Origin of the sequence: Leptothoe sp. PORK10 BA2, assembly GCF_034932105.1 — a bacterium.
Taxonomy (GTDB): domain Bacteria; phylum Cyanobacteriota; class Cyanobacteriia; order Phormidesmidales; family Phormidesmidaceae; genus Leptothoe.
On sequence record NZ_JAYGIG010000118.1, the window covers coordinates 55,511 to 81,566 of the forward strand.

Sequence of the window (26,056 nt, forward strand, 5' to 3'; positions counted from 1 at the left end):
TTTAAAGGGACTCCTTTGCGTTTGTTTCCACAACCCAACTGATGCTCAGGCGAACATTCTCTCCTGTTTTGAGTTCGTTATCCAATTTATTCAACAGTTTTTCTGCTTCTGCAACGCTCAGATTTTCCTGAATGCCGTCACGAACTTTTCTTGGGATAGGTGGATTTGGCTCCTTACCTTTTTGTTTGCCTTTTGGAGAAGTCGGTGGGGCGGGAATGGGGGGGATCGGAGGAGTGGGAGGTATGGGATTCGGAGGCGTAGGAGGTGATGGCTTGGTTAGTAACCTGACAGCTTGACCTTGGGTCTGTTTGAGCTGCAGGCCTAAGGGCATGACATGTTCATCACTTTGTAGTGCTTGGGTCAGGGCTTCTAACGTGGTTTGGGCTTCGGTTTGACGCTCATCGGTCAGGTTGGCGATGCCTTCGAAAATATCCCAGCTAGTGCTGTCCAGGGTACCTGTCAGGGGGGTGGCCTTTTTCAGGCATTGGGCCATGGCGGCTTCGGTGGTGGCTACCTCGGCGTTTGCTAGAGTTTCTATAACGACTGCGGTGGCACTGAGTTGCTCCACCAGGGCCAGGGTAGTGGTGGCGGTTGTCATGCGATCGCATTCCACGCCTAGTTTCAGCATCTTCAGACCGGTCTGGAGTGCTTGCACATAGCCCTGGCAGTTTTCTAAAGCTGCATTGGCTTTAGTTTTGACTTTAGATTCCAATTCGGCAACGGTGCTGGCCTTACGCAGATCAACAATGGAAATACCAAATATTTCCTGGGCACGTTCCCTGGCGACTTTCCACTGGTCTTCGTCAGGTAAAGATTGTGCCTGCAGCTCACAGTCATTAGGTATATTCTTGAGGTCTACAACACTGTCGTCGGCCAGGGTGTTGTAGCGAAAAAAGCTGCAACCCGTCTGCTCCGCATAGGTAAGGATAATAAGATTTTGCAGTTCCTTGGATAGGCCCATGGGTTTGGGCTGGTCGATCCACTCCCGTAGCTGTCTCACCTGGGGAGTGCCTCCGGCAGCGGCAACCTTTTTAGTAAAATGTTGTTTCCAATGTTGTCCTAGGACAAAGTGGGTGGCGTCAGCACCCATATCCCCTAGCATCAGCGGATTTGCAATCTGACGTAGGAGACCCCGGAATTTAGATTCCACTTCTTGGCGACCATCCTTAGTTTGGGCAGTCTTAGATGTGTATTCAAAAACTTTTTTGAGGGTACTAAATTTGCTAGCATCAGTGCCAAAGTCTGGGGCAGCTGGAAACTCATGGACTAGGGCCTGATTGAGCAGATGGACCAGGCCACCAGCCAGATTGGCTGAGGTGGGTGGCTGTAGATCAAATTCTGGCTGTAGGGATATGAACTGTTCTTTGAGTTCTAGGCTAGAGTTGGTATCTAATGCGCCTCGACTGGTGCTAATGCCATAGGCGGCGTCGATATGGCTCAGAACTCGTTGACGCAGTACGCTGCGCTGGTTCTCTAATAGAGATTTTGCAGTCTGACGATCCTGGGGGGGAAGATGCTGGGCATAGCCTGGGAAACGTTCACCAGTAAGAATATGCTCCAACATCAACAGAATTCCTAGCTCTTTGTTGGCTTCTTCTCCAAAAAATGAGGGGATCCAGCAAAGGGTTTTAGCACCGTCAGGATGTTTATCTTTAAATTCCTCACACTTGCGACGGTCGTCATTGGGAGAGAAGGTGGCCTCATCAAATGGATAATCAATCACCAGTTTCCAACGGTTATCCAGATTCTCTAGAGATGCTTCAGACAGTTCTCGGATATTGCCAAAGATAACGACACAGGAGCGCTTGGTATTGCGCCAGGTAAATTCGTAGTACTGTTCGAACTCGTCCTCTCCCTGAATTTCTAACTGGGCATAGACCATATCTCGAATTAACCGGACGCGATTACCCCGATTATCTTCTCGCTCTGCCTGTTTAAGAATGGCGTCGGTGTCTACCCCAGAGAGTTGGATAGAAATGCTGGGGTTCGAGAGTTCATCGCCGATGCGAATTTCGCCAATGCTGGCGGCCCAGTCTCGGCAGCGCGTTAATACTATCCGACTTTCATTCCCTGGAATAGGGGATTTAATGGTGCCGTGGTTCAAACTAGCCAAACGTTCGGCATTTAAGCCCCGTAGGGACTCTACCTCTGGCACCAGAGCCGATAGTAACAGGGTTTTTATCAGGCGATCGTTGTCACGAAAGTTTTTCCGTTTTGGGTCATCCAGCGGCAGTTTTTTAAGCTCTTCCCAACGACCATAGTCTTTTTCTAGCTGGGGCAACAGCTTTTGCTGGTACAGCCGTTTAGCATTGTCAAAATGGATCGCCATTTCGGGGCTAAAGGCTTCGTCGCCATGGGCGACCACATCAAACAAATCGCCCACTGGAATGATGTCACCAATGGTGAGGCTATCGCGATGATCCACCAGCAACTGCATCATCACCTTAAGGGCCGTACGTTCCCGCTGGAGAACGCTCGATACAGCAATCAGGGTTTGCACCAGGGCTGGACTAAAGGGATAGACCTGGCGAAACATTTCCCGGTCCCCAGCGCTGGTGAGCAGGATATTCATCACTGACTCTCGCACCTTGGTAGCTTGCTCAAAGGCGGCATTGAGTTCATCGCGGGCGGCCTTGGTTTTGCACTTGAGCACCCGCTGCTCGGCAATGGCAGGCAGGTTACGGTCTTCCAGGGTAATGCGGTGGAAACGGCCTTCCCAATGCTTGAGGGCATCACCAAAGTTAAGTCGTTCTGCCCCAGGGATAGAATCACCAATCAGCTCGCTGAGGTCCCGCTGGCGGGCGACAAAGCTAATAATAGGAATGGGACGATCCGCTAGCTGCGCTTCTACAAGTTTGGAGAGTTTTTGACCCTCCTGATGAATAAACTTGAGATCCGTTGCCCGACTGGCTAGCCAGAGAATCAGTTCATCTAAAAAGAGAATTAGGGCATCGTAACCAAGGGCATGGGCATGTTTGCTAATAACCGACAGTCCCCGATCAAGGGAAACAAACGCTTCTCCCTGGGCTCCAGCTTGCACATCGTAGGAGCTAAAGAACTTCTTCACTAGCGCACTAATCAACTGGGAGCGTTCTTCTTCTCCGGGACTAGCTGCTATAGCAGCTTCAAACCTGTCAGCATTCCAGCCCTCTGCCAGTTCTCCCCACCCGTCATCACTGCTACTGCCTTCGCTAAGGGTACTAAAGAAAGCGTCGTCCCCTATCGTCTCCCGCAGGGATTGGGCATCGTTGAATAATCCTTCGGCCAGATAAACACCTGGAATAGGGGCATCGGGGTGGTTACGACGAATAAAGTCCACATAGCCGCCCAGGATGCCCGACTCCATATCGTTGGAGCCGATCATGTGATACGGCACCAGCAGGAATTTTTTGCCCGTAATCCAGTCGTTGTGTTTGGTGATGACGGGGGCCAGGGCCTTGATCCCCTTGGCTGCGGGGACGCCTTCTAAAATTAGGTCTAGAACTGCCATAAAGTGGCTTTTACCACTACCAAAGCTACCGTGGAGATAGCTGGCCTTGCTGCTGTTCCCCTGAATGGCGCTTTGAATAAAACTCAGGGCATTGTCAAAACAGTCTTTGAGTTCTGGGGTGACGACATAGTCTCTGACGGTGGCCTCGGCACGGGTGACACCTTCGGTGAGTTTAAGTACATAGTCGCCTTTTTGCAGGCGTTCTGGAATGTCGATCAGGTCTTTAATCAGAGTCATAGGAGTTACTGTAGGTGGTGGGGTGATGGCTGCTGTTAGGTAGTAATGGTTAGAAATTTGGTGAGAAATAAGATTTAGTTATCGGTGGTTTGCTGGTCGAGCATGGTTTGAATGGTGGGCTTAAACGTTGGTAAAACATACTGGGCTGCATTCCAAACAACGGTTAGGTCGATGGTGAAATAACCATGGGCTAATCGGTCTCGCATGCCAACAAGCTGTTTCCATTGAATGTCGGGGTATTGCTCTCGAAGTGGAATAGGCACATTTTTAGCGGCTTCGCCCACAATTTCAACGGCACGGGTAAGGGCCAAAATCGTCTTTTCGTCCTCTTCAAAGTCCTCAAAGGTCATCCCATCCATCAGTCGCTCGGCGGCGGCGATGTAGTCGAGCATGTCTTGGAGGTAGTCGCGGATGTCTCTTGGGGCCATAGGTAAATCACCTCCCTTAGTATATTTTTGCCAATATTAGGTTTAAGGCCACGTTTCATAACCAGATCCACCTTTTTTTCTAGGATTTCGCTAATCTCGTCTTCGATACGGCCATAGGTGAGTAGGTCTAAACGAAAGCTGGGGTCAAAGTCCACCAGGATATCCACATCGCTAAAGACGGTTTGCTCGCCCCGCACGTAGGAACCGAAAATGCCCAGCTCGGTAATGTGATAAGCCTCTTGGAGCATGGGCTTTAGCTCTAGAAGCTGGGTTTTAACCTGTTCTAGTTCTTCTGCAGGGGAAAGGCCAGAAACGGGGTCTTCGATGACGGTAACCTGGATACGGGCTTTGCGGATATTGGGTGGGTCGTTGAGCCAGGTGACCTGGCCGTTATCGTAGATGGCTTCGTAGGTGTGGGACATGATGGGCTAAGGGTGTGGGAGCTAGTCTTGTATTTGCCAGGGTAAGGGATCAATTGGGTGGGGTGGCTATTTCTTGCGTTTTCGTTTGGGTTTCTTTTTTTGGGGTTCCCAGGCGAGGATCTCCTTTGCGGTTAGGCCTAGTTGGTGGGCTTCGTCGTTGATGAAGCCATCATAGTAGTCGCCCATTTTGAGGCCGTCGAAATTGGGGTCGGGGTCGTTGTGCCATTGTTTGACCCAGGGCAGCAGTTCTAGCAGGCAGCCTAGCAGGGGCACGAGTTTGGGGTCTTCGCTGCCGCCAAATTCTTCTTTGACCCGCATGTAATAGGTGGCAATGGCGCTGGTAAGCTGCAGGTGGTCGTAGCCTGCCCAGGCGATGACGGGGAGGCCGTCGGGGCCTTCGCAGTGGGGGAAGCTGACCCAGCGTTCTTTGGGGACGTCGAGTTTGCCGCGTAGGGTCCAGTAGTGGCCTTTGGCGAAGTCTTTGGTGGCGTATTTGGGGGGGACGGGGATGGTGCCGATTTCGGTTTCTTTGAGGCGTTTGGCGGCGGTGATGTCGAGGTGGTTGGGGTCGTCTTTGGGAAGTGTTGTGCGGGCGTCGATGGCGTCTTCTTGGCGTTGGAGTTGCCAGGTATGTTCCCAGTCTTGGCGTTTGCGGAGGCCGGGGGGTTTGTAGCGGAGGCTGGGGAGGAGGGGGACGGTTTGTTTGTCGATGAGGTCGTCGATGAGGGTTTGGATGTTGAAGGCGGGGTCGTTGCGGTAGAGTTCGCCGACTTGGAGGAAGTCGGGGTCTTGGCTGGCGATGTCGGCGAGTTTGGCGGTAGAGATGAGGGTGGGGTCGGTGAGGTTTGGGTTTGTGAGATGGGCGGTGGGGGTGCCGTCATCGTTCATACGGCCATCGAAGTCGAAGTGGCTTTCGATGCGGTTAAGTAGCCAAGTTTCGAGGGCGCGTTGGAGTTGGGAGTCCCAGGGTTCGGTGTGCCAGCGGCGTTTGTATTCGGGTTGTTCAATTAGGCGAATATTTTTATCTGTTTCGATGAGGTGGATGCGGCGCTCGATGAGTTGTTTGTAGTCTTCGGACCAGTCAGCAGGGAGTTCAGTGATGGGGGTTGAGTTATGGCGATCAAACCAGGTGGTATTGAGCTGGCCTACCTCAACTTTGCGAGCCATCACAATCTCAAAGGCTCGCTGACCAAGCTGGAGTGGAATAGAAGACCCTTCATAGGTAAAGTCTTCCTCAATCAATCCATACAGCTTATAGCATTCCCAATCGAGTTCTTCTTGCCATGAAACAGCGAGACTAAAAATATCATTCTGAGCCTTTCTGTTTTTATCTAGAAGGCTATCAATCCTTAAGTCGCCAGATGTTTTAAATTCTTCTAATGCTTTTTCAGGAGTCAAGTTAGATATCTGTGATGCTAGATAGTCTAACTTGCGAGCAAACTCTGTTGGATAATCAGCGGTCAGTGGAAATTGTTTAGATTTTGTGCCTTCATATTCAAAGAAATGCTCCCATCCTTCTGAAGCTAGACCACCGCCAATTCCACCACCACCTTTGTCGTGAAATACTTGTTTCATCCAAAAGCAAGCGGTGGAGCTATTCAGCAATCCCAGCAAAGCCAAATGCTCATCCTCAGTAGCCCCCGTAGGCAGCTTGATCACAGGCGCTGACTGTTTGAAGACCTTGCCACCGAGATCGAGGACGAAGTGGTTGTGGGTGGCGACGAAGGCGAAGGCGATCGAATTGGTGACACGATATTTCTCAGGAATCCAACGATACCACCCCCACCAATCATCACCTTGCTCTTTTCTGGTCTTCCCCCCAAATGAGACAATACTCTCTAAGGATGTGCGGACTTTCCACAAATAGTTAGCCCATGCTTCTTCTACTTCGAAGGGATTTAAGTCAAAGTTTTCGTCATATGGGGAAAGAGCGTATTCAGCACTAAAAATCGAAAAATCTCGAATAGCTTCTCCATATACAAAGTTTTTGATAAACCTCACGGGAATTTTGTAGCGACATAAGCTACTCAGGCTCATCACAAAAGCATCGTCGAGACCAGGAAAGCTTGCAAAACCTATTGATGTAGATATGTCACCCAAATGCTGAGGACTAGATGCTTCAATGATTTCTTTCAATTCAGCTGCGCCACCACCACCAATACTCCAGGGATGCCTATAAAATAAATCCCGTTGCGAATCCATCGCACTAACAAATTCGCTTTCTGACCCTTCTAAATCCACCTGCTTCAAAATCGCAGACCACACCAATCCGCGCGCTGCATCCTCCGGTGTACTCGGCTCACCTCGAATTCCCATTACTGTTCGAATAACACTTGTTGTTGGGGTTCGATTTCGCCCAAACAAAATCACCGTCGGCGTCCCATGGCCCGGAATGTAGGCCCCACTCGTATCGATCACATGGGTCAGATCTATCTTTTGAAAAAACTGCTCGATCAGCTTCTTACCAAACTCTCGCTTCATGAAGCTATTGGCCGTAATCTGCCCCGTAAACCCTCCGGGAACGGCTAACTGAAAGATCCGCTCCAAGAATGGAACTGCGAGCGAATACTTCATATGGCAGGTTTCATACCGCTGCCGATACAGCTTATTCAACGAGCGATCTTTGGGCGTAATATACGGCGGATTCGCCACCACCGCATGGTAATGCCCCGCCCTTAAAATCTCATTCAGCGCCCCGATATCCTCACTCTGAAAATGATGCGCCATCGGTGCCCAATCTCCCAGCACCAACTGACTCCCCTCCCCATGCAATAACGAATCCCCACAAGCCACCTTAAACTTAAACCCCGGCGCATTCTTCAGTTTCTCAATTCCACTGACCCGCATCGCCGCCAACAATAATCGAAACCTGGCAATGGCCACTGCATACGGATTCACATCCACCCCATGCACCGCATCCAACGCCCGCTGTGCTAACGCCCGCACATTTGTCCCCGGCTCCAACCGCTGCCACCGATCCAAAATTCGATCAAACGCCCCCAGCAAAAAATGTCCACTGCCACAGGCCGGATCAATCATCCGAAACCCCCGTAACCCAAACTCCTCAATCGCCGGGTCCAGCGTCCGGTCCAAAATAAACGCTTCCACAAAATTTGGCGTCTGCAACAACGCATACCGCTTCCGCGCCGCCTCCGACAAATCCTGATACAGATCCCCTAAAAACCGCGTATCAAAAGCAATCCCAGGCTTGTCCAAATTCTCATCGGTAAAATCATCCACCAACTCCCCCGTTGCCGCATCAATCTGCTGAAAAAACTGCAGCAACGCCCCCGCCCCATCCCCACTCAACCAGTTTGGCAACGCAAAAATCGGATTCTGGTCCACAAAAATCGGCCCCATCCCCGGCAGCTCGCCCAGCTCCCGAAACACCGCCAGCAAATATTCCCGGTCCGTCTCCGTTGGATGTGCCCGAAAAAACAGCTCATGCTGATCCCGCGCCCGCTGTAAATTCTCCCCAGGTCCCGACAGCTTGGGCGACTCAATCAACCGATTATCTTCCAAAAACCGCACAAACACCGCCCCCAACACCCAAGCCACCGCCACCTGGGTGCCATAGGCTTCCCGCCATTCTCCGTAGCTCTGGGCCGTCCGCTCAGCCTTCTGCGCCTCGGCATATTCCTGCTCTAAGGTCTGTTTTATCTGGGGCAGTTGTTCTGGTAAATCACTCCGTTCGAGCAGGTCCTTTTCTAGTTGGCGTACCAACCCTTGTAATCCCGACAACAGACGACGACGGTCAATCATCAAAAAATCTCCTATCAGGTTTCATTAAGGGCGTTTATTTCCTGTCTTACCGCCTGGATCATGGTGAGATCTGTCCCGGTTTCTCCCAGTTTTAGCCAACCATTGAGTTGTGCCGCACTCACTATCCGAAAAGCAAGGCTATTCTCTACATCGCTATAGCCGTCCGCTGTGAGCGTTTTAACGGTCAAATTACCCTGGGAATATAACCCTATTTCCGGTACCCCTAATGCCTTATAAACAGCAAGTTTACTGGCTGAACTATTGGCAATATCCACATTTTGAATATAAAAACAACTGTCTGGCTCAATGCCCTCAGTCAGATCGGCCCGGTTGAAGGTGGTAGACCCCAAGTTATTAAAGACCAGATCGAGACTATCGGCCAGGGTAAGAATAATCGCCGCCAGTAGCCGGTTGATTACTTCATGTAACTGTCCTGGCGTGCGAATCTCCACTATTTCATTACTGTAGGTAAGGCGGGTGCTCCGGTTTTCACCCAGCTCCTGCAGCAGGGCTAAATAGCCGGACCCGGTAACGTCTTTCAGCCGGAGGGCATTGCTGGGAACGAGTTCAATTTCACTGATGGGGGTGGCGAGGGTTAAAACCATAGATCATTCGAAATCATTGGGGAGGGTATTTACTTGCATGGTTCGTGTGCACGTTTATGGTAGCGATTGACTAATAATCGGGAGGTCCAGTATCACGCCAGGTGGCCCGATGGCGATTGCCAATCCAGTCATCCGTCAGTTTGGCCCGCTGCCCCGGACTCAACAACGGCACCGCCTTACCATCAATAGTGGCCTGCTGACCATTGGGCAGTAGCAGCCACAGCCCCGGTATGCCATCATCCCGACCCACCTTCTCCCGTAGCCGCTCCAGCAGCGTCATCTGGTCATAACGGGCCAACAACCCCGGATAAATCAACAAAATAGTCCTATCCGCCTGGAGCAGTTCCGCCTCCACCAACGGCATGGCCCGCCCCACCAGCAGCATTAGTTTGTTCCAATCGCCACTATGGGGAGTCCCATCGGTTTGTAATACCAATTCCCACTTCACCTTGGCCTTGTCTGCCACCTGCCGCAGTGCCTTCAGAAACAAAGCTTCATAGTCGATTAGCTGCACCGGAAACCGCTGACACAGTTCCTCTTTAGCTTCCTGATAGCGTTTAGGATTGACTAACAGGGCCAGAAATGCGCCGTCTTTGATGCTGCGCTCCAGACGTTCTTCCAGCATGCGGGCATCGGCTTCTTCTGGAGACACCTCTGGGGTGTCCGTTACCAACGTGCCCGTAGGGGTGCGGGCAAAGGTACTGCTGCTCGTGAGGGATTTCAGCTCCCTAGTCTGGTTCACATACGTCTGATTAGCACTATTCCACCCCAGGCTAGGAATAAACTGCTGCAACAGCTTGTCCAACTGGGGCCGTCCCGGTAGCGGCGTTGCTTCGGGGTAACGTCCACTGACCCGGTCCTGGATTTGCTCCACTGTTAGAGACTGGGCACCGTAAAGGGCTCCCTGGGAGAGGCGCAGCGCCCGGTCTGCTTCCATGGCCCTGGGGTATAGCTCCTGCCGGCTAGACAGGGCCGCTTGCCAAGAGGCTGCCGCTGCCAAGGATAGCAATCGCCGTTCTGGAATAGGCATCAGGTCTGCATTGGCGGGGGGCAGTTCGATTTCCTTTAGGGCTTGGATGGCCCGCTCTGGGGACACCAAAGGATCGGCCTGGGCTAGCTTATTGGCCAGTTTGCCTAGATCCTGGCCATAGGTGACCCAGTCGGTATCGATGGCCACTAACACTTGCCGAGTCTCCCCTTGTTGATGCGCCTGCACCAAAAATCGAGGACTGGTCATGGTGCCCTCTACTTCAAAGGCTGCCCGCACCACAGCCAGGGCAAGTTGGGACCTGACCTGGGGATCGGCCATCAGTGACCCCCGCGCAATTAATAAGGCCAGGGCCAGTTCATCGGCGGTCATTACCCCACCCTGGCGTTGCAAAATGCCCAGCACATCATTGCGTAATTGTGTGACTGCTGGGGTTTTTGCCCAGCGCTTTTGTACCTTGCTCACCAGCTGCTCCACCCGCTTCTGGGAGAGCTTCAGGTGACGGGCAATCGCCTGGGACTGGGGCCACACTGCCTCAATGTTAATATCCAGACCCAACAACGCATCCAGTATTTGCTGGGCCGCATCCCCATCTTTGCTGCTGGGCTTAGCAATCTGTTGCACCAACCGATCCACACTTAGATTGCCCGAGGCTTCCGCCGCTTCGGTACTGGGGCCAAGGTCGCTGAGACTGGCGGTACCGTGGTTCTCTCGCAAAAACCGCGCCACGGTGGAAATCTCTCGCCGGGTGTCGTAGCCCACCCCCTTCTGTCGCCATAGCTTATAAGGCGATGCCTTGATCAAGTCCTGAACTGTCAAAATATTGGCCCGATCCAGGGCAATATTGGCCCTGGCCCCCATGCCCAGTTCTAAAATCGGAGTTTCCAGGGCTACCCCTTCTAGCCGCTTTCTCAGAACGGCTTCATCCTCGGCTTCCAGCAAGGCTCCCGGTGCTTCAATGCCCTCAAAGCAATGCCGCCATGCCCGCAGCATCTCTTCGGCATTGTCAAACCGTTCTTCAATACGTCGCTTCAGTGCGGTTTCAAAAAAGTCCGTCAGCCGTTCCCGCAGAGCGGCATCAAATCGTTCTGGCTCCAGAGTAATTTCACAGTCCAAATAAGACGGATCGCTCACCCCGTCTCCCCATAGGGGCACTGTCCCCGTTGCCATTTCATAGAGGGTAATTGCCGCTGCATAGCGCTCCGCATAGGAGTCCCACTGGGGCGGCTGCCGGGTGATCAGTAGCGGCTCTAGATAGCCTGATGTGCCTGCCTTGATATTGTCTCGGGGGGCACGGGAAAGGGAGAAGTCAAACAACATCAGATGTAGCTTATCGCCTCGCCCCACCTGGCCAATGGCAATATTGTCGGGCTTAATGTCGCGATGGTTAATGCCCTGCTCATCGAGGAATTTCACCACATCCAGCAGATCTTCCCCAAACCGTTGCAGCAGGTCAATCTGCAGGGGACCTTCCTTGCGGATGCGCTGCCCCAGGGTTTCAATGCGATAGTTCTCTCGATCCACCAGCACTGGCTGCATCAGCAACCCCAGGCGGTTGCCCACCTCTACGGTGTCTTTTAGGTCCACAATATGGGCATGGCGCAGCTGAGCCAATACTTCCGCTTCGTCCTGGATGCGGTCATTGTGCTCCCCATCATTGGCTACTTTCAGGATGTAGTCCTTGTCGTCTTTTTTCACCAAGAACCCAATGGAGGTACCCCCCTGGCCCAATCGTTTGATCACCTGCAAATTGCCAGGTAAGGTGTCTCCCTGTTTAGCATCCCCAGGGTTCTCCACGTAGTCATTTTCTGGCTGGGTGAGGGCTTCCTCTACTAAATCCAGCTTGGTCAAAAAGTCCGTTACCGATTCGGTGCGGTAATCTACGTTGGGGTTGGTGCTGTTGAGAATTAAGTCCTGCAGGTCTGCGGGTGCACCGTTAATCACTGAGCTGATTTGCAGACCATTGCTATTGCGCAGTTTTTGGCTGAGTTCTAAACCATTGGCAGCGGGCGGCTGACCTGAGAATAGGTAAAATGCGATCGCGCCCAACGAAAAAATATCCAGATGCTCCCCAATAAAATCTGGATCATGCAACGATTCAGGGGCGAGATAGGCGGTATTCTCTGACTCTACCAGTCGGTCCACATGGGCTGTGGCCGTGACCTCATGGCTGGCCCCCTTAGACCCAGACCCGGCCCGGTACCCCAGTTGCCAGTTCGTCACCTTAATGTGGGGGTGCCCAGCGCTATCTTCAGCGATCAATATACTCCTGGGATTTAACCCTCGATGAATTACCCGTTGTTGATGGGCAAACCGCATTGCTTCTGCCAGCTGACGCATCAGGTCCAACTGCACATCAATACCCAGGGGTTCCTGCTGCTGAGCCAAATAATGATCCAATCGCATCGATTTAGGATCATGCTCCAACACCAGTGCCGGTCCTAGCTCATGGTCACTCAAGGTATAGGCCCGCAAAATGCCGGGATGATGCAACGATTCCAGCAGCTGAAATTCTCGCTTCGCTGCTCGGTCGATCATCGCCTTATCATCCGCCGATGCCTCCCGCCGCACTAGATAAAAGCGAATCCGTCGCTGTGTTTTCTCAATCTGGGCATGGGTGGACGACCAGTCCTGGTACCCCGGTCCACTATCGATTACCTCGCTCAAAATATAATCGCTCACTTTTCGCGATCGCTTCGACGGGCGAATGCCCGCCTGGTCCATAGCCTGACCAATTACCTTGGCAATATCGCGGTTGTAAAGATGTCGCGACGAATCTCGCAGACGCTGTAAATTTTGTCGCCTGGTTAGTGCTGCCATGATGCCTGATTTTGCGGATTTATCGTCCCTCAAGCAAATCCCATGGCACGCATCAAACGGTAAACTCAGTTTCAGGTTTTCCGCAGACAGAAATACTAAGGGTTCAATAAAAGGCGATCCATTCTTACCCTTAAATGCCCGTTGCCGCTCTAGTAAAGACTTCAGCTTCTTTGCCTTGAAGTTAGTCAACCGAATTGGATTATCATAAGTCCGCCGTTTTCCATCCGAGCGCTCCAAAAACCAAGTACCCGCATCACCAGAAAGACGTCCAGGCCAACTTTTGATCTCGATCAAGAAAAAACCTTCGGGTGAAAACACCAGCAGGTCCACTTCGTTGATGCTGCCGTCCGACGCGATGAACTCAAAATTAGACCAGGCCCGATACGGTTCATGCCTAGGAAATCGACTCCGAATGAACTCAAGTGCTTCCCGCTCATGATCAAAGTTCGACTCAGTAACCGTAATCCAATTTGACAAAATACTCATGCGCTAAAGGCATCCAGTAGGTTCGTGGCACTTACAAAAAAATCTAATGATGAATCTCATTCTTTAAGTGTAGTCAATCTCATATCAGCCCCTGACTGCTTTTCAATCAAATTTCAACTAATTTTGATGCCTTCCCGCACTTATAGCCTAAAACCTGCCACATGGCCTACGTAGATTTCAACTAAGTGACTTGAGAAGGATGTAACCAACCATGTACCTGAGTGCTTGCTGATGGTGTGAACGATATGCGCCAAGCTATAACTAGCTAGGCCGAATTTATTTAATGGGGCGTTTAATGGCTCAGTATTGGCAGGAAATTATGGCGGTGGCCCAGCGCATTTTACTGGAGCTGTTGCGGCGAAGGCGAAGCCTGATTTTTTGGGCGATTTTTCCAACGCTACTGCTGTTTCTCAATGGATCGATTACGGCGGAACGGGCCCAGCTGGAATTTGCCGATGCCCTGGAGGTGGTGGCACCGCCGACCCTAGTGGGGGCAGCGCTGTTTTTTAGTTGTTTGGGGGGGAGTGTGGCCACGGTGGTGGCGGAACGGGAGCAAAATACGCTGAAGCGGCTATTTCTGTCGCCCTTGCGGGGGGTGTCTTATTTTTTGGGCATTGTCGTCGCCCACAGTGCCATTGGGGTGGGGCAGGCGCTGTTGGTATTTGCGATCGCACTTATCCTCGGAGCCACCTTCCCCGGCTCCTGGCCCCTAGCCGTATTAATTATCTTGCTCAGCATCCTGGCCTATGTCGGTGTGGGCTTTATCCTCGGCACCCAGTTTGCCCGCCGCACGGAAGATGTCAATGCCCTGGTGGCGGCTTTTGGCGTACCGCTGCTGATTCTGGGGGGGGCCTTTATGCCCACCTCCATTTTTCCAGATTCCCTGTTGAACCTAGCCCGATATAATCCCATCTTTCACATGACGGAGGCTCTCACCCTGGTCATGGCCGGTGAACCAGCCGGTGAACACATGGGCTTTCTGGGGGGATTTTCCCTATTGATGGTTGTGACCGGCTGGCTATCCTACCGGCGCATGGTGCGATTAGAACGAACACTCTAAAAACAACGCCTAACAACCCACTGGAACAACACACTTCGACAGGAGAGCTGAACTATGGCGAAACAACCGATGGTGGGATATCACAAAGACGATGAAAACCATTGGGTGGCCGAACTAGCTTGCGGTCATTTTCAGCACGTTCGACATGATCCACCGATGGTGACCCGGCCCTGGGTGCTGACCGAGGAGGGGAGAACATCAATGCTGGGCTATGAATTGAATTGTAAAAAGTGCGATCGCAACGAGCCAAAAGATCAAATCATATAGCTTTTCACCCTCACACCATCGGTGAAAAGCTATAGATAGTAACAGCTACACGTCAAAACAGATCGAATATGCCGTCAAGTTCAAAATCAGGGCTACACCACTTGAAAGACTCGTTCTGCCGTGGTCCAGTGGGCGTATAGGCTTTGGACTACGGCCCGTCTCCGATGAAACACAATAATTTTACCTGAGTGAGTTTCTAGCCAGGTGAGGAGAGCTTGGTGGTCGCTGGGGTCCCAAGCCACATCATTCCACTGCTGCACATATATCGGTGGAGCATTCACCACCAAAGTGTTACCCTCAGGCACAACAAAATCGGTATACTCACCCAGGCTCAACTCCCAGTTTTGCATGAGGGCCGCTGCCGCTGCCCAATCGATATTGGGTAACTCGCCATTGGGATCATGGACACCGATAAAGGCATTATTTGTAGCAAAGTTAGAATACAGGGAGATATGGCTCAGGTAGAACATTAGCTGCGCAGCTTCTACCGTTTCAATGGTACCTTTGGCAATCAGCTCATTGAACTGGGTTCTGTTCTCAGCCCAGTTATTTAAATCTGTTCTTCTTGTAATCAACCATCCATTTTCCAAAAACTTACCGCTTTTTACCCAGCGGTACAAGTTAATAATGTGGGGGTTGTTATCATTAAGGAGGCAATGACTAATCTCAAGGGTAAAGGGAATGTCAGCCATCCCACAGAAAGGCTCAATGTACGGCATCCCGTCTTCAGGCAAAAAATCCTTAACGGCCGTCAACATGGTGTCTAAGGCTTTTTCTGATTGAGTTGTTCGTAATAGGGGTTGCATAGGCTCCTCTGATTTATGCCCTGTTGTATTAATTCATCAATGGTGTGGGCTATTTTCCGGATATGCTCTAAAATCCAGCATTTTTCGTTATACTACCAGCCTTCAGTAGATGACTATCGCTAACCATACCCATGGAAAATAACCTGATGCATCAAATCCTTTACGCATCAGATTAACTCTTGTATTCCAGGGCTTTCAGGTATATCCATGGGCCTGAATAACCTGGCAGACAATCTATAAGATATCCTAACCAATGGCACCAAGACTACACTTCTAGCGTATTACACCATCTATGTTATGGACTGGTTATAAACAATGGGCGTAAAGCTAGGTGGGGCCTCTCAAACACTGTCCGTAGATTGTCTTTCGGGATATTAATTTCGAGATGTTAACAGGATGTCAACAAAGCATTAACTAATATCACGGTTCAAGGATTATCCCAAGCTCAACTCGTCCAAGAATGACAAGGGATAACTCATGTTCGAGGCAAAGCCCAGAATGTTGCGATCGCAATGGCCATAAACCACCTCCCCATTTACCACCACATAGGTGGCCCCCCGCTGGGTAATGTGGCTCACATCCGGCACATAGGTTTGCCAATTGCCCAATACCTCCGCCATATTCCGCAACCGCAGGGTGGCCAACTCAAAGGGACGCTGGAATCCTTTCCCCCCAGCCCGCTTGAAAAACTCTCCTTTGATCGGTGGCAAGGGCGTTGCCTGTACCACCTCATCATCCTCAATTAGCTGGGGCGCATTGCGATCCCCCAGGTAACCGCGAAAAACCTCCGACAGTGTACCTGGACTGCCAATTCCTGCACACATCAGCAACAGGTTTAACCAAGCATTTTGGCGACGGTTAAATCCGGGGATCGATAGGGTTAGACCTGGATAGAGACTCAACTCTTGATGTAGTAAACCCTCTGAGTCTAGTAAAAGTGAATCTTCAGGGAACCCCGTATAGGCACAAAAGGCTTTGCCCGAGTTGCGATCGCCAATTCCCACCGCCCTAACCGTCAGCCCCTTAGCCACCAGCTCATCCGCCCCCCGCCGCAGCCACCAGGCATACTCCAAACTGTCAAAGTCCCCTAGCTGCGGCCAAACCAGCAATAATTGCCGAGGTGCAGTGGTGAGCAACGGGGTGTCGGCACCATCGCTCACCCGCTGTCGCCGCACCTGTCCCAGGACATCATAAATAGCTGTCCTGTGCATGTCTTCTAGCAAGGCCTTTCCCCCTATTGTGAACTTCGCTAGTTTAGGACGAACAGCAACCCCCTAAAGCCAGGCTAGGGTCACCTGACCAATTTTCCCCTGCTCCTCTGGGGTCAATGTCCACCCTAAAGCCCCAGCATTTTGTTGCGCTTGGCTAGCAGTCTTTGCCCCTGGAATCGGCACCACATTACCCTGCCCAATTAACCAGTTAAGGGCCACTTGAGCCGGAGTCTTGCCATGACGCTGCCCCATCTCCCTAAGCACCGTAATCACAGGCTCAATTTTACGCAGATTATCGGAGCTAAAGCGGGGGTCAATCCGCCGCGCTCCCGTGGGAGGTTGACCGGCATCCACTGTATACTTACCCGTCACCAACCCCTGAGCTAGGGGACTATAGGCCAAGATCGTGATCCCTAAATCCTGAGCCGCCGTCAGTACTCCATTGGACTCAATCTTGCGATGGAGCAGGGAATACTGCACCTGGTTAACCGCCAACGGAATGCCGCGCTCAGCTAGGTAACCATGGGCCTTATGCATCTGGCTAGCCGAATAGTTACTGACCCCAATGGACTGAATCCGTCCCTGATTGACTTCATCCGCCAGGGCATTCATCAACACTTTTTGACCCATCAAAAAATCAAAGGGCCAATGCACCTGGTACAGGGCCACCGTCGGCAATTGCAAGCGCTTTAAACTCGCCGTCAGAGCATCTGCCACGGACTGGGCATTAAACCGCCAGGGCAGGGGAAAATACTTGGTGGCGACGGTCACTGGCCGATCTGTCCCCTGGATAAACTGCCCCAGCAACTGCTCCGACTTTCCCAGGCCATATATTTCCGCCGTATCAAAGAAGGTAATACCCGCCCCTAGGGATGCCTCAAACGCCTGCTGAACATCCCCTGCACCATAGTCTTGACCATATTGCCAAAACAGAGAATCGCCCCAGGACCAAGTCCCCACCCCTAGGGCAGAAATCTCAGGACCATTGGGGGTGAGGGTTACCGTTTGACGATCTAGCGACGGGGACGGTGCTTGGGATGATTCTGTCATATTCTCCATCGCTATAGTTTTGTGCCCATAGTTCACACCATAGGTGATCGCTGAAAACGATAGATCGCAACAGCTATGTGAGGCATCTGCACTTTCCACCTACAAAAACAAAGGATGCGTCGTTAACACATCCTTTGTTAGTTAAATTTAAGGCCTTGCGGATCCCTTGGCATGATTTTATCTGCAAGATGTCGCTAAAGAGCATTGCTGACAGACTAGCTCATGCTCTATAACGGCAACGGCAAATTTAACGGTTCAGACGTTCAATGCAACCTCTTTCCCCTAGCTAGCTAGATACTCCTGCATATCTGACTGACGCTTGCGTAGACGAGTCAGCGCTTCACGCTCAATCTGACGTACACGCTCACGGCTGATGCTTAGCATTTCACCAATTTTGGCCAAGGTCATATGTTTACCGTCCTCTAGACCAAATCGTAGGTTAAGCACTCGCTGCTGCTGCGGTGTCAGCTCCGCCATTAAGCGGTCCAGATCCTTACGGAGCAATGATTGAGTGGCATAGTCCTCGGGCGATTCACCGGGGTCTTCCAATAGGTCCCCCAGGTTTGTGTCTTGGTTATCACCAATGCGCAAGTCTAAGGACAGGGGGGTGCGAGCTTTCTCCAGGTAATCCCTCACCTGTTTGGTGGTCAACTCCACCTCTTCTGCCAACTCAGCAACGGTTGCAGCCCGACCAAGTTTCTGCGAAAGCTGACGCTGAGCTTTCTTAATTTTGTTCAGTTTCTCAGTAATGTGAATGGGCAGACGAATGGTGCGACTTTTCTCCGCAATGGCCCGGGTAATCGCTTGGCGAATCCACCAGTAGGCGTAGGTGGAAAAGCGATATCCCTTCAACGGGTCAAACTTTTCCACACCACGCTGCATACCGATAGTCCCCTCTTGAATCAGGTCCAGCAGGTCTACATTGCGCTTAATGTATTTCTTGGCCACGGATACAACTAGTCGCAGATTGGCTTCCACCATGCGTCGCTTCGCTAGCTCACCTGCGTCTATGGCCTGGTTTAGTTCGTCTACCGAAAGCTCTGCCGCCGCTGCCCATTCAACGGCGCTAGGTTCGCGGTCTAAACTTTCTCGCAACTGGGTACGATAAGCCTGCAAGGCAACGAATCTTTGAACCTGCTTTCCATAAACCACTTCCTGTTCATGGGTGAGAAGAGGGACTCGTCCAATTTCTTTGAGGTAAGTGCGAACCAAATCGCTGGACGTCTGAGAAGCTTTCATAAGTGTGACAGGGCGCAAAACTACAGGTAAAAAAAGAACTCCCCTTCAAATCAGAAAGGAGGAAGGCTCTACTGGTGAACGTAGGGCGTACAAAATATGTAATAGAAAAAGCAATCCAATAAATCCTTAGTCAATCTGTCGACGTTACTAGTAGGATGTTTCCCTTTCCGCATAAGCAGGAAGATACACAAGGAAAAACTGATACGTATCGATACAGATAGATGGAAACATGAGCTCCTAACCTTCAGATAGGCACAGAACCAAATAGATTGCTAAATAAAGTAGTGATGCTGCGTATGTTAACCCAGGTTATCATATTTTTAAGTAATGTAACTTTTATTAGAAATATTTTTTCATTTTTCCACGTAATTATTAGTTGGCGGATCGACGCGCCCCTAAGGATTAGCACTTAGGGTAATTGATTCGTATAGGCTTAGCTGCATCAAGGGTGACAAAATTGGCCCTAACTGCGTAACTCTTTTTTAAGAAATCCGTCCCCGTTAGGGTGGGATAGATTAATTTTCTGGACGTTGATAGTTGTCAATTTGAGCCAGATTGTGCTGAATAGTTTACTTGGCTGGTATTTTGGTCCAGGTTGCGCCCTATCCTAACAGCAAACTATCGTCGCCTAGGGCGTTATCAGAAAAGCGATGGAGCAAATCGTGGATAGTGAGGCTGTCCTTTTCTGAGCCTAGAACATCAAAAACGATCCGGCCTTCATGGAGCATAAGTAAACGATGCCCTACCGCTAGGGCCTGACGCATGCTATGGGTGACCATGAGCGTCGTTAAGCGATGTTCTGCTACTAACTGCTCCGTCAGTTGCATGATGTAGTGGGCTGTTTTGGGGTCTAGGGCTGCCGTATGCTCATCGAGCAATAGGATTTTAGCTGGGGACAGGGTGGCCATGACTAGGCTCAGGGCCTGGCGCTGTCCGCCGGATAGGAGACCGATGCGATCGCAAAGCCGATCCTCCAACCCCAGGTTCAAGCTAGCCAATCGCTCCCGAAACTGATGCCGCAGTCGAGGGTTCAGGGCGGTTCTGAGGCCCCGCTGCTGCCCACGACGAAAGGCCAAAGCCATATTTTCTTCGATGGTCAGGTCAGCACAGGACCCGGCTAGGGGATGCTGGAATACCCGCGACACGGCAGCGGCCCGCCGAGCTGTCGACCAGGTGGTCACATCCTCAGCTCCAACGGTTACTCGGCCCCGGTCAGCCAAAATGTCGCCACTAATAATATTGAGCAGCGTAGATTTGCCCGCCCCGTTACTGCCAATGACCGCAATGAAGTCCCCAGTGGCAATCTCCAGATCCATCCCCCGCAAGGCAGATTTTGCCAGGGGGGTGCCGGGGTTAAAGGTGACATGGATATCGGATAGAACAATCATCGCTTGAGTTTTGCCAACAGTTTCGTCTGGGGTAGCACCAGGGCCAACACCACTATCACCGCCGTCACCAAGTTTAGATCCTGGGCTCGCAAACCGAGGAAATCGGCATTCAGCGCTAGGGCAATCACTAACCGATAGATTAAACAGCCTAAAATCACCGCCAGGGTGGCCCAGGGTACGGTACGGCTAGGGAAAATTGCCTCGCCTAAAATCACCGTGGCCAATCCCACCACCACGGTGCCCACCCCTAGGGCCACATCGGCAAAGCCATTTACCTGGGCAAACAGCGCCCCCGATAGGGCCGCAAATCCATTACTGAGGGCCATGCCCAGTAGGATCAGTCGGTTGGTATAGATCCCTTGGGCATTGGCCATGGTGGGATTCATGCCCGTCGCCCGCATGGCCAGCCCCAAATCTGAGGTTAAAAAGTAGTCCAGGGCCAGTTTTGTTAGCCCTAGCCCCACGGCCAAAATCACCCAGATGGGTACCACAGTCTCTAGATCGTCAAACAGGGTGGGCTGGTTGAGCAAGGGTACATTGGGCCGCCCCATGATCCGCAAGTTAATGGAGTACAGCGCGATCATGGTGAGAATGCTGGCCAGTAAATTGAGAATATTAAACTGCACACTGAGGATGGCGGTACAGAGACCGGCTAAAGATCCTGCCACCATGGCCACCGCCGTCGCTATCCAAGGATTGATCCCTTGGGTGATCAGGGTGGCGACCACCGCAGCCCCTAAGGGAAAGCTGCCATCGACGGTCAGATCAGGAAACTTCAGCACCCGAAAGGAGAGGTACACCCCCAGGCTAAGAAAGCCATAGAGTAAGCCTGTTTCAATGGCTCCGAGAAAGGCAACTAGGGACATACAAATGGAAAGAACTAGAGGCAGGGCAACGTGTTAGCCAGATGCTCAGGTTACTTTACACGGGGTGTAATCAAAAGTGACAGCAAAATAGATGAACTATTCTAGCCGGATTGAATCTGCAAGACGCTAATATCGCTGCATTTTGCCATAGGCACATTTGGCTATCTTGGGTGGCTGTGGCTAGTAGGCGAGGGGTGGGATGCGCGACGGCTGGAGACAGCCGCAAGTCACCTGCCTCACCTTTCCAGGAAACCCGCGCATTAACCAAGGGGGCGGATTTCTTAGCTTTGCCGCACCTTTACCTTGGGCAGGTAGCAGAGAAACCAGGCCCGTCTCGGTCCAAACAACAACTTCGCCACTGGAGGAAGCAACCGCCCAGGCATACCCTTTAGGAGACCAGTCCAAAGCTGTTATTCAGAATTTTGGGTGCGGTAGATTTTCACCAGGGCATTTAAGACCCCAATGCCACTTCATTTACATTACGGCTCAACTGTCGCGGCAGCACCCGATTCTTCAGGGCAATGCAATCGGCCAGGTAGTTGGCATCGCGGGCAATGCCGGAAAACCTGCCGGAGCCCCAGGTGTATAACCAAGGCAAGCCTAGGAAATATAGTCCTTGAGCTGGGGTAACTCCCCGTTCATGGCCAGGATAACCCTTGCCATCAAATACAGGAATCTCTATCCAGCTAAAGTCGGTATGGTAACCCGTGGACCAAATCACCGTCGAAATATTAGCCGTTTCTAAATCTAAGGACAGCAGACTGGTTTCCGGCTGCCAAACCGTCTGATAGGGAGAGTCTATGGGGGCATCTAGCTGATTTTTTTCAATGAAGGCATCAATGGTGGCTTTGATGCTTTCCGCCACCGCATCGGCCTGGTCCAAATTGTGCTTGAGATCGTCTTTAAATTCCAGCTGTTCTCCCTGGATATGCTTGAGCTTGCCGTAGAGCCTCATCCCCTCTAGGGCAAAACGCCGTAGGTCAATCTCTCGACCACCGTCACGCCCGGTGACGTAGTGGTTGGCTTTGGCTCGAACGGATTCTTTCTGAGGATGGTCATCAATGGACATGTCGTAGTAGCCCATCTGGTCGAGCCAGTCCACCACATCTTTGCCGCGATAGGTGCGGGGTGCACGGGGGGCACCGCCCACGCATAGGTGGACCTGTTTCCCTGCCAGATGTAAATCCTCGGCGATTTGGCAGCCCGACTGGCCTGTGCCGACCACTAATACGCCGCCCTCCGGCAATGATTCTGGGTTCTTATATTCCGATGAGTGCAGCTGAGTGATGCTGGCGGGCAGCCGTTCCGCCATCCGAGGAATTCTGGCAGTGTGATATCCGCCGGTGGCCACCACCACCTGGTCCGCCACATAGTGGCCGATGGAGGTATCTATTTCAAACACGTTTTCAGGCTTTCTCACCTTGGAAACCGTTACCCCTTCTTTAATAAGAGGTTTGAAGGTGCTGGCATAGTCTTCGATGTACCGCACAATGTCATCTCGTTGCATAAATCCATTGGGGTCATTGCCGGGATACGGATAGCCCGGCAACATACATTGCCAGTTGGGGGTTACCAGACAAAATGAATCCCATCGCTTCGAACGCCAGGAATGGGCAATCTTATTTTGCTCGAAAATAATGTGATCGATGCCCCGTTGCTTCAGGCAGTAGCTAATGGATAGACCGGCCTGGCCTCCACCAATGATGGCAACGGGAAAATGGGAATTTGTGAGGACCTGCATAGCGGGGACAACGAATTACAAGTGGGTATAGTTCAACCATAGAAATCATCCCCAAGACAACCTGTAGCGGTGGCTACCAAAGACCTTAATCTCGGCTTATGGACAGGCGAAAAATTGGTGTAGCCGTTTAAAAAAACGGAGAGGCTTGGTCCACAGTCTAGGAAACCTGCACTTTTTAACAGGTCACTGTGCTTTTGTCTTATCTTTCACCAACTTTAAATCGTTTTGGCTGTCTCATTTGTCAGACTTTGTCACTTTGTAACAACAGATACGAGAACCAGGTCTCAGACCTTTTAAGCTGCTGACAAATTCACATGACAAATTCACATTGGGAGTGACCCGAATGCCTGAAGTAACCGCCCCAGCCCATAAGACGGGTGATTTCTTGGTTGATTACGAAGAGAAAGTATTTCCAGATGTGCAAGCGGAACCGGGGGAGAAAGCCCTGGTGACGTTCCACACGGTTGCCTTTGAAGGTTCTATCGGTTTAGTCAATTTGTTGCAGGCCACTCGCCTAATTCGTAAAGGCTTTGAGACTTCGGTGTTGTTGTATGGCCCCGGCGTTACCCTGGGTGTACAGCGAGGGTTTCCTAAGTTAGGGGATGAGGCATTTCCGGGTCATTTAGCCATGAACAATCAGTTGGTTAAGCTCATGGCAGAGGGCGGTAAGGTTTATGCCTGCAGATTTGCTCTCCAGGCGCTCTATGGTCATGGTGAGCCTTCATTGATTCCTGGTATTACGCCGATTAATCCCTTGGATGTGTTGGATATTGTGCTTATTCACCGTAAGGAAGGGGCATTTATTCTGGATACTTGGACGATGTAGTTTTTTTCTTGAACTGTACCGAGCCCTCCTTTCTAAGGGGCTCGGGGGCTCTTTTAAACTTCTTCTAAACCATGGACTACTCTCGCACTGTGCGAGCGGCCGCTGTGCAGATTTCGCCTGTGCTCCATAGCTGCTCAGGCACGATGGAAAAAGTGTTGAAGACGATTGAGGATGCGGCCAAAGAGGGTGCTGAGTTAATTGTCTTTCCAGAAACCTTTGTACCCTACTATCCCTATTTCTCCTTTGTGCTGCCGCCTGTGCTCATGGGCAAAGAGCATATGAAGCTCTATGAGGAAGCGGTGGAGGTGCCGGGGCCGGTGACGGAGGCGGTGAGTCAGACGGCGAGAACCTACCAAATGGTGGTGGTGCTGGGGGTGAATGAGCGGGATAAGGGTTCTCTTTATAACACCCAGCTGATTTTTGATGCTGATGGCAGTTGTTTGTTGAAGCGCCGGAAGATTACCCCTACCTACCATGAGCGCATGGTGTGGGGCCAGGGGGATGGTTCTGGGTTAAAGGTGTGTGATACGGCGGTGGGCCGGGTGGGAGCCCTGGCCTGTTGGGAACATTACAATCCTTTGGCGCGGTATAGCCTGATGGCAAACCACGAACAGATCCACTGTGCTCAGTTTCCGGGCTCCATGGTGGGAGAGATTTTTGCGGACCAAACGGAGGTGACGTTACGGCACCATGCGCTGGAGTCGGGGTGTTTTGTGGTGAGTTCTACCGGTTGGCTGACGGCGGAGCAGGTGAGTGAAATTGCCCCCAGTGAAGGTTTGGAGAAGGTTTTGCGAGGTGGCTGTTACACCACCATTATTAGTCCGGAGGGGGTGCCCCTGTGTGAGCCGATTCGGGAGGGGGAGGGGATTGCGATCGCAACCCTAGATTTCTCCTTAATCACTAAACGCAAACGCATGATGGACTCCGTCGGCCACTATTCCCGCCCCGATCTGTTGCAGCTGACTGTTAACCAATCGGCTTATTCTGTTGTCTCTCCTGAACTGGCGGCTCCGATCGAATCCAGGTGGCCGACGGGGGCATCCATCGAATTGCCGGTGTCGGAACCATTGTCGGAATAGGTGGTAGGCTGTGCCCACCCTCCGGTTGTTTGACGTTCCTCCGTTTCTCCTTCTCCCGTTTTCTGTTTTCTCTCTTCCGCTTTCCTACTCTTTTTACTACCCCGACCATGAACCCACAGCAGGTAATCACCGACCTTCAGACCCAAGGCCTTAACCTGGTCACCGACACCGTTGGTGCCTCGGGTCGCAAGGGGGGAGCGGGTCCATCGGATCATAAAGCTGTCACCATTGGTGAAACCACGTTCATGGTGCCGGTGTACACCGATGGGGCGGCAGAGTCTCCCTATAGCGTGGGATCCGAGGCGGGGCAGGCTGTACTCACCAAAAATAACCAGGTGATCACCCAGCTGGACTTTCCGGAACGGCCCCAGTTTTATGATCTCACCACCGCTGAGGGTATTCCCTACTGGAAAATTGCCCTACTCCACAGCCGTAATGTTTTGGCCACCACCGTCCTTCAAACCTGTATTCGTTACGAAAACCGTAAAACCGCCTGTCAATTTTGCGCCATTGGCCAGTCCCTAGAGGCCGATCGCACCATTGCCGAAAAAACACCCCAACAGCTGGCAGAGGTAGCCGAAGCCGCTGTGAGACTGGACGGGGTAGAAAACATGATCATGACCACCGGCACTCCGAATACTACCGACCGGGGAGCCGCCTACCTGACGGACTGTGCCCAGGCGATTCGGGCGCGGGTGGATCTGCCCATTCAGGCTCAGTGTGAGCCCCCCAATGACTTTGTCTGGTTTGAGCGTATGCGGGCAGCCGGAGTTGATAGTTTGGGCATGCACCTGGAAGCGGCTGATCCTGCTGTGCGGGCCAAGATTATGCCGGGTAAGGCGAGGGTACCCCTTTCCTATTATTTCAAAGCCTTTGAAGCCGCGACCACAGTTTTCGGTCGGGGGCAGGTGAGTACTTATTTATTGGCCGGGCTGGGGGATAGTAAAGAGACATTACTAGAAGTGAGTGAGCGACTGATTAACATCGGTGTATATCCTTTTGTGGTGCCGTTTGTACCCATTGGGGGAACGCCTTTGGCTCACCATCAACCCCCCAGTAGTGAGTTTATGGTGGATTTATACCAGGGTATTGGTCAGATGCTGAAGCAGGCAAATTTGTTGTCTAGCCAGATGAAGGCAGGCTGTGCTAAGTGTGGAGCCTGTTCGGCTTTGTCTTTGTTTGAGAGTTGAGAGAGAAAAGTGTCACCCAGTTGGGCATTTTAATCCCCTCCTGTGAGGGTTCTCCTGGGAGGAGTACCTACGGCGGGGTGGTTCGATCTTTAGCG

19 protein-coding genes are annotated in these 26,056 nt (G+C 51.7%); 5 read left to right on the forward strand and 14 right to left on the reverse strand.

The window, feature by feature from the left end:
* Position 1: 1 nt before the first annotated feature.
* The 6 genes from VB741_RS17645 to pglW form a co-directional block, all read right to left on the reverse strand.
* Entirely contained in the window at positions 2-3,727 is a 3,726-nt protein-coding gene (locus VB741_RS17645) for a hypothetical protein (RefSeq protein ID WP_323366507.1), read from the reverse strand.
* A gap of 74 nt (positions 3,728-3,801) precedes the next feature.
* Positions 3,802-4,119 carry a HepT-like ribonuclease domain-containing protein gene (locus VB741_RS17650; RefSeq protein ID WP_323366508.1) on the reverse strand — a complete coding sequence of 106 codons (318 nt, stop codon included), beginning with the start codon at positions 4,117-4,119 and terminating at the stop codon, positions 3,802-3,804.
* The gene (locus VB741_RS17655) at positions 4,086-4,577 is read right to left on the reverse strand and encodes a nucleotidyltransferase family protein (protein ID WP_323366509.1); all 492 of its coding nucleotides are present in this window, start codon (positions 4,575-4,577) and stop codon (positions 4,086-4,088) included. Before VB741_RS17655 ends, VB741_RS17650 begins: the two co-directional genes overlap by 34 nt.
* A gap of 66 nt (positions 4,578-4,643) precedes the next feature.
* Positions 4,644-8,339, reverse strand: coding sequence for a BREX-2 system adenine-specific DNA-methyltransferase PglX (gene pglX / locus VB741_RS17660; RefSeq protein WP_323366510.1), 3,696 nt, complete (start codon positions 8,337-8,339; stop codon positions 4,644-4,646).
* 14 nt (positions 8,340-8,353) lie between these two features.
* On the reverse strand, positions 8,354-8,944 hold the full coding sequence (locus VB741_RS17665; RefSeq protein ID WP_323366511.1) for a hypothetical protein: 591 nt from the start codon (positions 8,942-8,944) through the stop codon (positions 8,354-8,356).
* A gap of 70 nt (positions 8,945-9,014) precedes the next feature.
* Entirely contained in the window at positions 9,015-13,238 is a 4,224-nt protein-coding gene (gene pglW / locus VB741_RS17670) for a BREX system serine/threonine kinase PglW (protein WP_323366512.1), read from the reverse strand.
* A 295-nt stretch (positions 13,239-13,533) separates the two neighbouring features.
* On the opposite strand from pglW, the gene VB741_RS17675 reads away from it, so the two are divergent.
* Both VB741_RS17675 and VB741_RS17680 read left to right on the forward strand, forming a co-directional pair.
* Positions 13,534-14,298: an ABC transporter permease gene (locus VB741_RS17675; RefSeq protein WP_323366513.1), complete on the forward strand. Its 765-nt coding sequence runs from the start codon at positions 13,534-13,536 to the stop codon at positions 14,296-14,298.
* A 54-nt stretch (positions 14,299-14,352) separates the two neighbouring features.
* On the forward strand, positions 14,353-14,565 hold the full coding sequence (locus VB741_RS17680; protein WP_323366514.1) for a DUF3565 domain-containing protein: 213 nt from the start codon (positions 14,353-14,355) through the stop codon (positions 14,563-14,565).
* Between the two features lie 92 nt (positions 14,566-14,657).
* On the opposite strand, the gene VB741_RS17685 is transcribed toward VB741_RS17680, so the two are convergent.
* From VB741_RS17685 to VB741_RS17720, 8 genes are all read right to left on the reverse strand, one after another.
* Positions 14,658-15,371 carry a DNA adenine methylase gene (locus VB741_RS17685; RefSeq protein WP_323366515.1) on the reverse strand — a complete coding sequence of 238 codons (714 nt, stop codon included), beginning with the start codon at positions 15,369-15,371 and terminating at the stop codon, positions 14,658-14,660.
* Positions 15,372-15,805: 434 nt separating this feature from the next.
* Entirely contained in the window at positions 15,806-16,582 is a 777-nt protein-coding gene (locus VB741_RS17690) for a peroxiredoxin-like family protein (protein WP_323366516.1), read from the reverse strand.
* Positions 16,583-16,645: 63 nt separating this feature from the next.
* Positions 16,646-17,632 (reverse strand): aldo/keto reductase, encoded by a 987-nt coding sequence (locus tag VB741_RS17695; RefSeq protein ID WP_323366517.1) that lies wholly within the window; start codon positions 17,630-17,632, stop codon positions 16,646-16,648.
* 282 nt (positions 17,633-17,914) lie between these two features.
* Positions 17,915-18,871: an RNA polymerase sigma factor, RpoD/SigA family gene (locus VB741_RS17700; protein ID WP_323366518.1), complete on the reverse strand. Its 957-nt coding sequence runs from the start codon at positions 18,869-18,871 to the stop codon at positions 17,915-17,917.
* 602 nt (positions 18,872-19,473) lie between these two features.
* Positions 19,474-20,259 carry an ABC transporter ATP-binding protein gene (locus tag VB741_RS17705; RefSeq protein WP_323366519.1) on the reverse strand — a complete coding sequence of 262 codons (786 nt, stop codon included), beginning with the start codon at positions 20,257-20,259 and terminating at the stop codon, positions 19,474-19,476.
* A complete protein-coding gene (locus VB741_RS17710; RefSeq protein WP_323366520.1) occupies positions 20,256-21,125 on the reverse strand; it encodes an ABC transporter permease in 870 nt (289 codons plus the stop codon). The genes VB741_RS17705 and VB741_RS17710 overlap by 4 nt, the downstream gene beginning before the upstream one ends.
* A 180-nt stretch (positions 21,126-21,305) precedes the next feature.
* Positions 21,306-21,530, reverse strand: coding sequence for a hypothetical protein (locus VB741_RS17715; RefSeq protein WP_323366521.1), 225 nt, complete (start codon positions 21,528-21,530; stop codon positions 21,306-21,308).
* 46 nt (positions 21,531-21,576) lie between these two features.
* Positions 21,577-22,866 (reverse strand): MSMEG_0569 family flavin-dependent oxidoreductase, encoded by a 1,290-nt coding sequence (locus VB741_RS17720; RefSeq protein ID WP_323366522.1) that lies wholly within the window; start codon positions 22,864-22,866, stop codon positions 21,577-21,579.
* Positions 22,867-23,209: 343 nt separating this feature from the next.
* On the opposite strand from VB741_RS17720, the gene VB741_RS17725 reads away from it, so the two are divergent.
* The 3 genes from VB741_RS17725 (at position 23,210) to VB741_RS17735 (ending at position 25,961) form a co-directional block, all read left to right on the forward strand.
* A complete protein-coding gene (locus tag VB741_RS17725) occupies positions 23,210-23,692 on the forward strand; it encodes an MSMEG_0572/Sll0783 family nitrogen starvation response protein (RefSeq protein ID WP_323366523.1) in 483 nt (160 codons plus the stop codon).
* Positions 23,693-23,763: 71 nt separating this feature from the next.
* Positions 23,764-24,771: a Nit6803 family nitrilase gene (locus VB741_RS17730; RefSeq protein WP_323366524.1), complete on the forward strand. Its 1,008-nt coding sequence runs from the start codon at positions 23,764-23,766 to the stop codon at positions 24,769-24,771.
* Between the two features lie 107 nt (positions 24,772-24,878).
* Entirely contained in the window at positions 24,879-25,961 is a 1,083-nt protein-coding gene (locus VB741_RS17735; protein ID WP_323366525.1) for an MSMEG_0568 family radical SAM protein, read from the forward strand.
* The last annotated feature ends 95 nt before the right edge of the window (positions 25,962-26,056 follow it).